Origin of the sequence: Sphingobacterium sp. UBA1498 (assembly GCF_002325125.1) — a bacterium.
Taxonomy (GTDB): domain Bacteria; phylum Bacteroidota; class Bacteroidia; order Sphingobacteriales; family Sphingobacteriaceae; genus Sphingobacterium.
This window is the reverse complement of record NZ_DCRG01000037.1, coordinates 1-14,613: the sequence shown is the minus strand read 5'-3', so window position 1 is coordinate 14,613 and position 14,613 is coordinate 1. Positions and strand designations below refer to the sequence as shown.

Below are 14,613 nucleotides of genomic sequence, written 5' to 3'. Positions count from 1 at the left end.
CAAGTTCATGTTATCCCCTTTTTTTGTTCTCCGCGATAACGATCTAATGGATAGATCCTAGTTAATCTGGTCCAAGGCTTGTTTTAAGTCGGCGATTAAATCATCTATATGTTCGATCCCAACGGAGATGCGTAGCATTCCAAGTGTGATTCCCGAAGCTTCTTTCTGTTCCTTTGTATGATGACGTCCCCACATACTCGCAGGGTGTACAATTAGGGATTCAACACCACCTAAACTGGCGGCATTGATAAATATGTGCAAGCCATTGATGAGTTTCTGTGCATTTAAAAATGCCTCCTCCTCATCTTTACCATCGACATCGATGCAAAGCATGCCCGAAAAGCCTTTCATCTGTTGGGCTGCAAGCTCATGTTGTGGATGATTGGCTAATCCAGGGTAACTGACTTTTTTGATTTTTGGATGTTGATCCAAAAATTCGGCCAGCTTAAGCGCATTTGTATTGATCTGTTTGACCCGTAGACTTAGCGTTTTCAATCCACGTAACAATAACCAGGAGTCAAGCGGTGCAAGTGATGCCCCTAAAGCGACAGACCGTTTCCATACACGCGCAATATAGTCCCGCGTACCGCACACGATACCTGCAGTGAGATCGCTATGTCCACCCAAATATTTCGTAGCGCTATGGACAACGACATCAATTCCAAAATCTGTCGGTGTTTGGTTAATGGGGGAGGCAAAGGTATTATCGACCATGCTCTGAATCCCATGCTTTTTGGCGAGTTCTCCGATCGCTTTTAGATCCGTGATATAGAGGTTGGGATTGGACGGAGTCTCTATATATATCAGCTTGGTATTTGTCTGAATAGCTTTTTCAAAAGCTGAAATATCTGTTTGATCCACAGCAGTAACTGTAATGCCATAATCCGTTAAGAATTCCTTAAAGAAAATAGCCGTTCCGGAATAATGTGCATGTTGGGCGACAATATGATCTCCCGATTTAACGATGGCCAATATGGCCGTACTGATCGCTGCCATACCAGTTGCAAATACCAGTGCATCCTCTGTTTTTTCCAACTTCGCTAAGATGGTAGCCACTTGACTATTCGTTGGATTGCCATGGCGATGATAAAAATAAGGATGCTTTGGTTCGGTAGCGGCTTTAATATACTCCATTGGATCTGGGTCTGCAACGTAGGTTGATGTCTGATAGATTGGAGTGGTTACTGCAGATGTCTGGTTGAATTGCTGTCCTTCATGAACGAGGATCGTTTCAGTATTGCTTGTCATGCTAATGGTGTTTATTGATGCTTATGATGCCTTATTCCTCCATAACAAGATTGCTCAATAGCGAGAGTAAGTAAATTCCCATTTGTGTGGAAGTACTTTTGGTACTATTCGGAACGAATAAGGTGTTTCCTGCATACCAAATATAAATAAAATCTACAGATGGAGTAGATTTTATTTATACCTGGGGTATTTAAATATCTTATAACATTTCTCTCAAGAGGTTCAGTGCATATCCAATGGTATTCACATTGTTCAACGCCAAACGGAGCTGGCCTTTAACTTCTTTCAGGTTGCTAATCTCTGGATGGCTTTGTACAAAAGACAGTACGCGGCCGAATTGATCTGACTCAAAGTAGCTTGATTTAGGATTACTGACAAAGTAAGCTTTCAGCGTATGTTTTTTGTAAGCTATTTTTTCGAAGCCGATCGTTTTACCAAACCACTGCAGACGGAGTGTATTGAATAATTCAAACACTTCACGTGGAATAGGGCCAAAGCGATCTTCAAGCTCCTGCTCAAAGGCTGCCAATTGCTGCTCGTTTTCCAGTTTGGAGAGTTCGGTATACAGATTATATCGCTCCGTAATATTTGTCACATATTCGTCGGGAATCAATACCTCGAGGTCCGTGTCAATCTGTGTAAAAGACACATATTTTCGTTCTTTTTCATCGGCGAATACTTCCGAGAACTCGTCTTCTTTCAGCTCCTGAATGGCCTCGTCTAAGATTTTATGATACATTTCGAAACCGATTTCGGCAATAAAACCCGATTGTTCGCCTCCTAGGAGGTTTCCCGAACCGCGTATATCCAGATCGCGCATGGCAACATTAAATCCAGAGCCCAGTTCAGAAAATTCTTCTATCGCCGAAAGTCGTTTGTAAGCCTCCGGTGTTAAGGTTGACAATGGTGGACTGAGGAGATAACAAAATGCTTTCTTATTGGAACGACCAACCCGACCGCGCATTTGGTGTAGATCGCTCAGACCAAACATATGCGCGTGATTGATAATGATCGTATTGGCATTTGGAATATCAAGACCTGCCTCAATAATCGTTGTTGCGATCAAGACATCAAAATCATGGTTGATAAATTTGAGCATTACATCCTCAAGTTCATCGCCTTCAAGCTGGCCATGAGCCACACCGACCCGGGCTCCGGGGACCAGTTTACGGATTAAATTGCCCAGCTGCGGAAGATCCGCCACACGATTATGGATAAAGAATACCTGCCCACCTCGATCAAGTTCGTAGCTGACTGCCTCGCCGATCAATGTTTCATTGAAAACGTGCAGTTCTGTCTGTACAGGCTGCCGGTTGGGGGGAGGAGTGGAGATAATACTTAAATCGCGGGCACCCATCAATGAGAAGTGCAATGTCCTGGGAATTGGTGTTGCTGTCAGTGTTAGCGAATCTACATTCGCACGCATAACTTTCAATTTTTCCTTTACCGCAACGCCAAATTTCTGCTCTTCATCAATAATCATCAGGCCGAGGTCTTTGAACTTAACATCTTTGCTGACAAGACGATGGGTACCGATAATAATGTCTATTTTTCCTTCGGCAAGCCTTGCTAAGGTATCTTTAATCTGTTTGGTCGTTTTAAAACGGTTGATGTAGTCTATATTGCATGGAAGACCTTCTAGTCGCTCCGAAAATGTACGGAAATGCTGCAATGCAAGAATTGTCGTCGGTACGAGTACGGCAACCTGCTTACTGTCTGCTACAGCTTTGAAAGCCGCACGGATGGCAACTTCCGTTTTTCCAAATCCAACGTCCCCACAGATCAATCGGTCCATTGGATGTGGAGATTCCATATCTTTTTTTACATCGGCAGTAGCTTTCTCCTGATCGGGTGTATCCTCATAAATAAAGGAGGCCTCCAATTCATTCTGTAAGTAGCTGTCCGGTGAAAAAGCATTTCCGTGCTGTGCCTTTCTTTTGGCATAAAGCATGATTAGGTCACGCGCAATATCTTTTACCTTTTTCTTGGTCGTCTTCTTCAGTTTGTCCCAAGCATCGGTCCCGAGTTTGTTCATTTTGGGAACCGTACCCTCCTTACCGGAATATTTGGAAATACGGTTTAAAGAATTGATGTTCACATACAAAAGATCGTTATCTGCATAGATCAGACGGATCATTTCCTGGGATTTACCATTGACATCCACTTTTTCCAAACCTCCATATCGGCCGACACCGTGGTCAATATGGGTAATAAAATCGCCTGGTTTGAGATCCCGTAAATCCTTCAGTGTAATTGCCTGCGAACGTTCGTAAGCTTTCTTGCGTTTATATTTATAATAGCGGTCAAAAATTTGGTGATCTGTGTAGCAGGCCAACTTTAAACTGTCATCTCTGAAACCTTCGCGTAAAGCTTTATGAATCGGGATGAATGTTGCCGATTTGTCGAGATCTTCTAGAATGGTATAAATACGCTCAACCTGTTTCGTTGAATCTGAAAAGATAAGGTTTTGGATGCGTTGGTCTTCATTCTCCTTGAAATTATGGATTAAAAGATTAAAATCTTTATTGAAAGAGGGTTGCGGATGGATATCAAACTTGAATGTATTCTCCGCTTTATAAAAGAATTGTTTGCCGAATTCAATAATTGGGAACTCAAAAAACAGCGCATTGAGGTTTTTTTCGTCTGTAAATTCGTGGGCTGGATTATGCCATTCGGGGTTGTCTTTTTTCTGCTTATCGTTCAATCCTGCCCATAATTTTTCCGCCTTCTTTATGCCCTCTCTAACAATATCTAAGGTGAATTGAGCGTCTTTTATCCAGATCGTGGCGCCCTGATCAATATATTCTAGCAGCGAAATGTGCTGTGATGTCAAGAACTTGGCCTGAACGTTAGGAACAATGGTTACTTTGTGGATCTTTTTGACGGAAAGCTGCGACTCAATGTCAAATGTCCGTATGCTTTCAATATCGTCGCCAAAGAATTCAATACGGTAAGGAAGATCGTTCGAAAAAGAAAAGATATCGACGATGCCTCCTCGTATCGCGAACTGCCCAGGCTCATACACAAAGTCTACACGATCAAAATCATATTCAATCAAGAATTCATTGATGAAATCAATACTTAAAGCGGTATTCTCTGTTATCTCCAATGTATTCTTATCCAAATCACTTCGGTTGATTACTTTCTCCGCAATAGCTTCCGGATACGTAACCACCATTTTAGGCAATTCGGATGTGTGGTTAAGTGAACTTAACGTCTCTGCACGCTGTAATACGTTGGCAGAGTCGGTCTGTGTAAAATCAAATGCTTTTCGATAAGACGAAGGAAAAAAAAGGACCTGTTTATCCAGTAGGCTTTCCAGATCGCTTAAAAAATAAGATGCGTCTTCATGGGTCGGTAAGATAAACACCATTGGACGTTCCTGTAAGTTGTAAGAAGATACGGCTATAAATGCATCCGATGATCCAATAAGTCCTTTAAGCTGAATTTTCGGATTTTTGGATTGCATAGCCTTGGTTAGCGACTGGATGGATTCGCTTTGGCTGTATTTTTCTAATATTTCTTGAATTCCCACGAGCAAAAATTTCGAATAATTGCGAATTTAGCGAAATACTATTAAGTATTGGGTATGAAGTGCTAAATTTTTTGGTAAAAAAAATAGCAGACTTGCTCGTTATGAAAGGTGTGGCTTTTGTATGGACTGAAGTGTATAACCGATGACTCCGGGCGGACATTTATCTCGCTAGGTAAAAGGTATAGGCGAAAGCGAGTAAAACTAGCAATGTAGCTAGGTAAATTAATTTATATTGCTCGTAAGCAGTAACATGAAAGGATCCAATTTTAACGCGGTTTTTGCTATTTCTCATAATTAATTTAGGTCGATATCAATCTTCTGTTCACTAATATAGCTTTTTAGCGTCGTATTACCAAAGGTATCCAATGTATTTTGGAAATCTTCCCGATAGTCGAACTGAAAGTCCTCATGAAGTTTGCTGTATTTGCCTACCGCATGCTTTATACGTCCTGTTATATATTTATGCAATTTATGGGCAGCAGACTGGTAGGAGGAGTCAAAAAGTCTGTCGTAATCCACGATCGTTCTTTTCAGGATATAGATTCTAAATTTCACCTCACTAACTTTATCCTTAGTGACTTTTTCGTGTTCATTGACCAGGCCACTCGCCTGTTTGACAAGTTTACTAAGCGCAATAAAATTACTGTGATGTGGCGTATTGCCAATTTGGCTTATATTAGTATCGAACAGTTGTGCCAGTTGCTTGCGTAGTTTTTCAATACGTTCCTCTAAGTCATCTGCATTCTCCAATAATTGGAAATGCAATTGTTTGATCAGCATTTTGTCCTTGCTTATCAGACGTACGAGAAGCTTGTCTTTCTCCTTTTGGGGCAAGTCTAGGACAGCCTTCTTTAATTCGGGATCCTGATGTAAGGACATAACGCGTTTTTTTGTGTGAAAGAGAGCGATTGAAATATAAATCAGGCACCGCTGTGGGGAGCCTGATTTATAGCAATCGTTTAATATAAGATTCTAAATTTTATTGTATTCTCGATCTGTTTGAGTTGTTTCAAAAGATCTTTATCGTATTCTCCTTGTATATCTGTTACCGCATATCCGATATCGCTTTTGGTCATTAGAAATTGGGCAACAATATTAATATTATTTTGAGCATATACCTTATTGATTTGAGCCATGATTCCAGGAACGTTTTTATGGATATGGAGCAATCTGGTTACCTGTTTCACTTTGGGTAAAATCAGATTCGGGAAATTACGGCTAAGGTACGTGTCGCCATTATTAATGAATTCAGCCATTCGACGAGGAATAAACTCTGAATTCTTCTTTTTATTTTTCTTGTCGTCGAAAACGACAATACCTTTGGCGTTACAGATCTCCTTATTGATGTGACCTTTGATATCGCCCAAATACCCGATCGTTTTTAATTTGTCAGCTTGCTGAAGCAGCTCATCACTGATATCAATATTGCCGCCCAATAGTAGCATACCGACATCTTTGATGTACTTTTCTTCAATGGTATCCTTTATCCGGATTGAAAAGCCATCTCTTTTTAAGATATGAGCTGCTATTTCTGGTACATCGCCTACGATCAAACATAGGATACGATTCTTGGGATAGGATATTGCACGGGGAAGATCATTGACATAGAGGAACTCATCAAAACTTGGTGTAATGAAATCGGCTTTTTCAGTCACGCTTTTACGTTGGATATTCTCAGTGAATGCAAAAAACTTTTCAATTAACCCCGACTCTTTTAATTGGAAATCGGAATATCCGTCGCCAATGCCAAATAGCCTTCCTTCAATTTTTAATTGTCTCAATAATTGCACTTTTCCACCTTCATTTGACAGTGGATTCTCTTCGTCAAAACCGATAATATTGCCTTCATCATCGAATCTGAATGTGTTGGCATAGATATTTTCCGTCTTTATATGGTAAGGGGTAACGACAGGTGTAATAAACTCTTTAAAACCTCCTGAAACAATCCATGCGGTGTCAGCGTTTTTTTTGAAGAATTCACGATTTCGCGAAAAAGAGGTGGATACTTTCTTTTTAAGATGTGAAACAAGTTTATCCAGATGAGTTTTATTCGCATTTAAGAGCTTTACGCGGCCAGCCAAAGCTTCGCGAAAAGATAGTTTACCCTCCATCGCGAGATTGGTATACCGCTCGATTTCGAGGTAGATAGCCTCGCGATCGGGGTGATGTTCCAAAGAGATTCGTGCAAGTTCATCAAGTGCTTCTACTTGCGTAAATGTACTATCAAAATCAATGATGTAATAGTTTTTCATTGTATTATTTTTTTATGAAACAATGGTGAATAATGCATCCAAATACTGATCTTCCCTATCGGCATTTCCCTTAAAAACATATTGATTAAGGGAAATAAGAACTAGTTAAGGGATCGTTATAGAATGACTGTTACGCACGATGAATCAAGGTTTGGTTGTTTAATATATTATAGTTTACTGTTTGTTATATAATGCTGCAATTTCTTTTAAGGTTTGTTCCAAAGGACGATAACTGTGATTAAGAAGTGCTTGGATTTTAGCATTGGAATAGTGCAATTTAGCACTGGAAGCAACTGCCGTCTCTTTTGTTAAGGTTGCATTTGATTTTTTAAATATAGAAAGCAAGCTGGATACTGTAGACGCAATTTGAAGCATGGTCTCTGACACTTCGATTGTCGGTTCAGGCTTGTTCATTAATACACTCGCAACACTCAAAAGGTCTTTGTTGCTAATATTGAGATTATTGATGATATAGCGTTCCGCAGTAACATCTTCTCTTTCCATCAGCTGAATCATGATGGAAGCAACGTCTTCTACATCAACAACGCCAACGCTTCCTGTTGGGTAAAATCGTAAGCCTTTATCGATCATCGAAAATATAGCTCCAGAGCCTTTATCGCTAGCTGAGGCCCCTAAAATTACAGAAGGATTGACAATAACTGCATTCAAACCTTCTGTTATACCGCGCCACACCTCCATCTCTGCCTGATATTTGGATAGCGAATAGTTAGATGTCAGTGAATTGTGTTCCCATTGATCTTCTTCGGATACAGGAATGTTGTCCCTATTTGTACCCAAAGCGGCAATAGAGCTTACATGTAAGAGACGAATGCCCTTTTCAAGGCAAAGGTTGACTACGTTTGTCGTTCCTTCAACATTCACCTTAAACAGTGATTTAGCATCCTTTTTTTGGTAGGAAACCATTGCAGCGCAATGATACACTTTGGTGACTCCTTCGAGAGCATCCTCGAGTTCAAAATAGTTGTTGATATCTGCGTCGACCCACTGAATCAAAGAAGAAGATAACAACGGGGTGGGAATAGTCGATTGAGCTCTTTTAATGGCAATTACGTCAATTCCTTGGTCTATCAACTGCCTAATTAGTGTAGACCCTAAAAAACCTGTTCCTCCAGTTATTAATATCACTTGATAAAGATACTGTTAAAAATAATGTTTTCAAAAGTTAGTTAATAAATGGATATTTGTGTGAATTGTATCTTGAAAAATAAGATATTTTACAAATTATAGCTTATGTCATCACTGTCCGTATTCTTTCGTCCAATTTCAGTTATAAGTTTTGCGCCCGAGCATGGCTTCTTAAATTCTCAACTAGGAAACGTTATTCAAGCCTATGAAACAGACTTTCCAAACTGGGAAGGAGATAAAAAGCCGCACTTAGCTATTGTCGGGGTAGAAGAGGACCGGGCTTCTCTGAATAATAACGGAACAGATAAAGCGCCAGATGCCGTACGAAAACATCTATATGCGCTGTATCAGGGGGATTACAAGATGAATATTGTTGATCTGGGAAATATCAAAGCAGGCAATACAATTCAAGATACCTATATTGCTTTAAAATCCGTAGTTGAAGAGCTGGTGAAAGAAAATATTGTCCCTATTATCATTGGAGGAGGCCAGGATCTTACTTATGCACAATATTTGGGGTATCAAAATTTGGAACGGAAAATAGAGCTAGCGGTTATCGATGCACGTTTTGATATTGATCAGGAAAATGCTGAAAATGTAAGCTTAACATCTCGCTCTTATGTGAATCATATTATCCTACATCAGCCAGACTATTTGTTCAATTTGAATTCCATAGCCTATCAAACCTACCTCGTCAGTAAGGAATCTATCAATATGTATGATAAGCTATTCTTCAACGCAACGCGAGTAGGTATGATTGCCGGTAAAATGGATCAATCAGAGCCCCTGATTCGCGCAGCCGACCTAATTAGCTTTGACATTGGTGCTATTCGGTCTTCCGAAGCGCCAGGGAATGCCAATGCAATTCCGAATGGCTTGTATGGCGATGAAGCTTGCCAACTTGCACGTTATGCTGGGATGTCGGATAAATGTTCTTCCATTGGTTTTTATGAATTCAATCCGACATTTGATCCAATGGAGCAGACAGCGATGTTAGTATCTCAAATGATATGGTGCTTTATTGATGGCTACTATAACCGTAAGCAAGATACGCCTTTGTATCCCAAATCATCTTATATCATCTACCGTACAACACTGGAACACGAAGCGCACGAGTTGGTCTTTGTGAAGAGTAAAAAATCAGACCGCTGGTGGATCCAAGTTCCCTATTTTGGTTCAAAATCGGTCAATGAGCGCTATTATCTCGTCCCATGCCGTTATGAGGACTACCAATTGGCGATTTCTGGCGAAATGCCTGACCTGTGGTGGAAAACACATCAAAAGTTACAATAATGTGGCTTTGAATGAGATCTAACTATTATACGTTCCGATAGCGGGCAACTTTAGATTAAGAAGAGTGTTGCCACGCTGTGTGCGCTGATAAAGGACTAAACTGTATTGCTCTTTAGAATCGTACTCAACCCTTAGAATATGGTCAGTTATATGTAATTAAACGTAATGGCAAAATATCATTAAGGATAATTTTAGCCATCTTAAGAAATACAAATCATGGAAATAGTTTTCTTTGCAGGAATCGTCCTGTTGTTAGTCATTTTGATAGTCTTGGTGCTTAAAAAGAATAACCATGCCACTATTGAGCCTGGGTATAGCAAAGAAGTGGAAACACTGAAAATTGAGCTCGCTAGATCCCAACAGCGGGAGCAAAGCTTGTTGGAAGAGCGTTTGATGCTAAGAAATGAACTGGAAAAGGAACGAGAGAATCTTTTGGTTGCCGAACGTTCTTTAGAAAGTACACGTTCATTTTATGAAGCGCAGCTTGATAAATACCAAGAGCAAAAGAATGAAATCGCCGAAATCAAACGGCAGTTCAATAATGAATTTCAGGTTATTGCCAATAAAATATTAGAAGAAAAGACGCAGAAATTTACAGAAACTAACCATCGTTCACTGGGCTTGATCTTGGATCCATTGAAAGAAAAGATCAAACTTTTTGAAGAAAAAGTTGAAAAAAATTACAATCAGGAAGCAGCAGAAAGGAATTCTTTAAAGGGGGTTGTTCTCCAGCTGGTTGAACAAAGTCTGAAAATCAAAGATGAAGCCAATAGCTTGACCAAAGCCTTAAAAGGAGATACCAAAAAACAGGGAAATTGGGGCGAAGTAATTTTAGAAAGGGTATTGGAGCGTTCGGGACTTATGCGCGATCGTGAATTTAGATTACAGGTATCTCTTATGGATGCTGAGGGAAGGAGAATGCAGCCGGATGCAATTATTGATCTTCCCGAAGATAAACACTTAATTGTGGATTCAAAAGTCTCATTGGTTGCCTACGAACGCTGGGTCAATGCCGAGACGGATGAAGATCGAGCAATTTTTTCAAAACAGCACATACAATCCGTAGAAAACCATGTGAAAGAACTTTCCGCAAAAAATTACCACGAGTTATATGGTATTGAATCACCGGAATTTGTATTGTTATTTATGCCGATCGAATCTGCTTTAAGTATGTCAGTGGTTCAGAAACCAGATTTGTTTAGTGATGCCTGGGATCGCAAAGTTGTCATTGTTAGCCCTTCTACGTTATTGGCAACCCTTCGTACCATCGCTAGCATATGGAAGCAAGAACGTCAAACTAGAAATGTGATTGAAATTGCAAAAGAAGCAGGAAGTCTTTATGATAAATTTGTAAGCTTCCTAAATGATATGGAACAGGTACAAAACCAGTTGGAACGTGCATTAAAAAGCCATGAAGATGCGACCAAAAAACTGTCCACCGGAGCAGGGAATGTGATTGGTAAAGTGGAGAAATTAAAACGTCTGGGGGCTAAAGCAAATAAACAAATAGATGCTAAATTCCTGGACGAAGAAGATTAACGTATACGGGCTTAACAAATAGTAAGCCCGTTTATAATTTTTATCTGTTAGATTTAAAGTCCGTTTTTCTACTAATAATAGTGGTTTCCATTAGAGCTCTTTCATTCGCTTATTGATGGAAACATCAACATATGTATCCTTTAATCGGTCTACAGCTTCTTTCTGAACGGTTACATTGGTGTCTGACTCATAATCATGAATAGTCCTTTGGTTTTGGAGTTCATTATCATAAGGGTCTTTCCCTGCCAACAGTTTAACGATTACCGGCAAGCATTCAAGAAAGACAAAAAGCAAAGCAATAAAAAATACAGCGTTCGCATTTGACTCGTTGACTTTACCATTGGCATCATACCGGAGATTGCCTAAAGCCGAGTTGCGATCGGCAAAACCAGCCACATTCACGGCGCTATCCAGCGAAGCGTTCGATAAAACTTTTTGATCTAATATACCTTCAAATTGTTGCTTTTGGCGTATCGCGTTCTGCTGGAGTGTTATTTTGTTGCGTAGCGTGTCCAAGTAGCCCTCTTTTTTCTTCAATTCCTCTTCTTTCATCTTGGCATAAGGTCCATAGCCCATTACACCCGATGTTTCGGTCGTTTTGTTTCCAAAAATTTCATAATTCAATTTTGTTCGGTCATTTTTTATGCTAGATTCCAACGAATCCCGTTCTGTCGTAATCGATTTTAAAAGGGCAACCTCATTGGCATATTTCTTATTGAATGTACTATTAAGCGTATCAATTTTAGCACGTTGGTCGGCGAGAAACCGAACTCGGAGGTTTTCTCGGATCTCTTTGTCAAAGATTTTTAACTCTAATGGCCTTGAAATTACCAATCCAATCAAAATGGCCAATAGAATTCGAGGAAGAGCCTGCAGAAGTTGCATAAAGCCACTTTTCGATTTATTTATACTCAGGACAATATAGCGATCCATATTAAATATCGCTAATCCCCAAATGATACCAAATACAAGGGCTAACAGCCAGTCAAATGCTCCCCCACTAAATACGAAATACATGGCATAGCCGCCAGAAAGGCTGGCAAATAATCCCGTGAAAAAAATAGTAGCACCTATGGCTGTGTACTTACTATGTTCTTCTGGATATTTTTCAAGAGTTTCTTGATGCACTCCGGCACATCTCCAAAAGAAACGGTTAATATCGCTCATTAAAATATTTTTACTCAAATTGACAGATTATTTTTAACAAGATTATGAATAAGTTTTTGTTTTACAATAGGATGACGTTTTTCCCTTCTCATTTTACAGTTCTAGTTCGAAGCCGTTCATTTGTCTAATTTTATTATCTTTGAAAAATAACAGGAATAATCAGATAATATGAAGAAAAGACAACTTTTGCCATTTTTTGCGATAGTGGCAACTGCATTTGTTGGTTGTGAGGAAAAAAAAGTGATGACAGATAATCCTCTTTTATTGGCTTATGAGACCCCATTCAATGTCCCTCCTTTTGACAAGATCAAAACTGAGGATTTTAGGCCAGCTTTTGATGAAGCTATAAAAGTACATAATTTGGAGATTGACACAATAGTCAATAATTCGGATAAAGCAACATTTCAAAATACTATAGTTGCACTTGAAAATGCAGGTAGGTTGTTGAATAATGTATCTACTGTATTTTATAATCTAAATAGCGCCAATACAAATGACAGTATTCAGGCAATAGCAAAAGATCTGGCGCCTATTTTATCGAGTCATTCAGATGAAATCTCGATGAATAGTAAATTATTCGACCGTATTAAAACCGTATGGAGTAACCGAAATACATTGGGACTTGATGAACAGGATAATAAGCTCCTGGAGGAAACTTATAAGAGCTTTGTACGTTCTGGAGCAAATCTTAAGGATGCCGATAAGGAAAAAATGAAAAAGATTAATGCTGAACTTTCAACATTAACAACCCAATTCGGACAAAATTTGCTTGCTGAAACAAATGCGTATATGCTCGTAGTTGATTCAGCTAGTCAATTGGAAGGATTGCCAGAGTCTTTGAAAACAGCGGCTGCTGAGGAGGCCATAGCAAAAGGTAAGAAGGACAAATGGGTTTTCACTTTACAGAATCCTTCAATTATGCCTTTCCTACAATATTCAAAAAATCGCGAGTTGAGAAAGCAGCTTTGGGAAGCATATCAGCTTCGCGGGAATCAAGATAATACAAACGATAGCAAAGCAATTATTCAAAAAATTGTCAACCTTCGTCTCCAGAAGGCAAAATTGTTGGGCTATTCATCCCATGCAGACTATGTACTGGAGGAGTCCATGGCCAAGAATCCAGCCAATGTGTATGCGTTGTTAAATAAGTTATGGAGTCCAGCGTTGGCGAAAGCGAAAGGAGAGGAAGCAGATATTGCGAAAGAAATAGCCGCTGAAGGTGGGAATTTTGCAGTAGCACCCTATGATTGGAGATATTATACAGAGATTATTCGCAAAAAGCGTTTTGCCTTGGATGAGGATGAGATTAAACCATATTTAAGTTTGCCTGCTGTCCGTGAAGGCGCATTTGGTGTAGCTAATAAATTGTACGGTTTGACATTCGTCGCTTTAAACAATGTCCCAACTTATCATAAAGATGTGGAAGTATATGAAGTAAAAGATAAAGACGGTTCACATTTAGGTCTTCTATACGCTGATTTCTTTCCGCGCGAGTCTAAACGCGGTGGAGCTTGGATGACCTCTTACCGTAGCCAGTCAACAGAAGACGGAAAACGTGTCGCGCCGGTAATTTCCATCGTATGTAACTTTACAAAGCCAGTAGGAAAGAATCCAGCACTTTTAACATTTGATGAGGCTACTACGCTGTTTCACGAATTTGGACATGCTTTACATGGGCTCCTCTCCAATGTGAGATACAGATCGATGGCCGGGACTTCCGTACCACGTGATTTTGTTGAACTGCCTTCGCAGGTGATGGAAAATTGGGCTGCAGATCCTGAGGTGCTCAAAACGTATGCAAAACATTTTAAAACCAAAGAGGCAATGCCAGATTCATTGATTCAGAAGATGGAGAAAGCTGGTACTTTTGACCAGGGATTTGCAACAGTTGAATACCTTTCGGCAGCATTGTTAGATATGGATTACCATGCTACGACAAAGCAGATTTCAAAAGATATCAATGGCTTTGAAAAAGCTGCAATGAAGAAAATAGGTATTATTGATGCGATTATCCCACGCTATAGAAGTACCTACTTTCAGCACATCTTCGCGGGTGGATATTCAGCCGGTTACTACGCCTATATCTGGTCTGAAGTATTAGACTCGGACGCTTTTGCAGCTTTCAAAGAAAAATCATTATACGATCAGGTAACAGCAGATTCTTTCCGCAAAAACATTCTTGAAAAAGGAGGTACAGATGATCCTGCCAAAATGTACCGCACGTTTAGGGGCGCGGACCCAGATCCAAAATATCTATTGAAGAAGAGAGGTTTAAACTAATCTTTAATGACTAAAAGAGACTGTCTCAAAATGACAGTCTCTTTTTTTTGCATTATCTAAGGCTTTATAATTTGTTTTAATTGTTTGATTTTCATATATTTATAGTTTAAACAAAAAAGATATATGTCATCGCAAAGACCTACTTTTAAGCCT

General features: G+C 39.6%; 9 protein-coding genes. 3 read left to right on the top strand and 6 right to left on the bottom strand.

Going from position 1 to position 14,613, the window contains the following annotated elements; all coding sequences use genetic code 11:
• Window positions 1–57: 57 nt before the first annotated feature.
• From B3139_RS19430 to B3139_RS19410, 5 genes are all read right to left on the bottom strand, one after another.
• Window positions 58–1,248, bottom strand: coding sequence for a trans-sulfuration enzyme family protein (locus B3139_RS19430; RefSeq protein ID WP_293885144.1), 1,191 nt, complete (start codon window positions 1,246–1,248; stop codon window positions 58–60).
• 199 nt (window positions 1,249–1,447) lie between these two features.
• Window positions 1,448–4,783: a transcription-repair coupling factor gene (gene mfd / locus B3139_RS19425; RefSeq protein ID WP_293885143.1), complete on the bottom strand. Its 3,336-nt coding sequence runs from the start codon at window positions 4,781–4,783 to the stop codon at window positions 1,448–1,450.
• Between the two features lie 294 nt (window positions 4,784–5,077).
• On the bottom strand, window positions 5,078–5,662 hold the full coding sequence (locus tag B3139_RS19420) for a hypothetical protein (protein ID WP_293885142.1): 585 nt from the start codon (window positions 5,660–5,662) through the stop codon (window positions 5,078–5,080).
• Between the two features lie 80 nt (window positions 5,663–5,742).
• Window positions 5,743–7,035 carry an HAD-IB family phosphatase gene (locus B3139_RS19415; RefSeq protein WP_293885141.1) on the bottom strand — a complete coding sequence of 431 codons (1,293 nt, stop codon included), beginning with the start codon at window positions 7,033–7,035 and terminating at the stop codon, window positions 5,743–5,745.
• A 174-nt stretch (window positions 7,036–7,209) separates the two neighbouring features.
• Complete coding sequence (locus B3139_RS19410; protein WP_293885140.1) at window positions 7,210–8,181, bottom strand: NAD-dependent epimerase/dehydratase family protein; 972 nt, start codon at window positions 8,179–8,181, stop codon at window positions 7,210–7,212.
• Window positions 8,182–8,286: 105 nt separating this feature from the next.
• Between B3139_RS19410 and B3139_RS19405 the strand changes: the two genes are divergently transcribed.
• A complete protein-coding gene (locus B3139_RS19405) occupies window positions 8,287–9,474 on the top strand; it encodes a formimidoylglutamase (protein WP_293885139.1) in 1,188 nt (395 codons plus the stop codon).
• A 216-nt stretch (window positions 9,475–9,690) separates the two neighbouring features.
• Window positions 9,691–11,013 carry a DNA recombination protein RmuC gene (rmuC, locus tag B3139_RS19400; protein ID WP_293885138.1) on the top strand — a complete coding sequence of 441 codons (1,323 nt, stop codon included), beginning with the start codon at window positions 9,691–9,693 and terminating at the stop codon, window positions 11,011–11,013.
• 90 nt (window positions 11,014–11,103) lie between these two features.
• Here the strand turns inward: rmuC and B3139_RS19395 are convergent, their stop codons facing one another.
• A complete protein-coding gene (locus tag B3139_RS19395; RefSeq protein WP_293885137.1) occupies window positions 11,104–12,180 on the bottom strand; it encodes a DUF4407 domain-containing protein in 1,077 nt (358 codons plus the stop codon).
• Between the two features lie 168 nt (window positions 12,181–12,348).
• Here B3139_RS19395 and B3139_RS19390 point away from each other — a divergent pair, with 168 nt between their 5' ends.
• On the top strand, window positions 12,349–14,460 hold the full coding sequence (locus tag B3139_RS19390) for a M3 family metallopeptidase (protein WP_293885136.1): 2,112 nt from the start codon (window positions 12,349–12,351) through the stop codon (window positions 14,458–14,460).
• Window positions 14,461–14,613 lie beyond the last annotated feature (153 nt).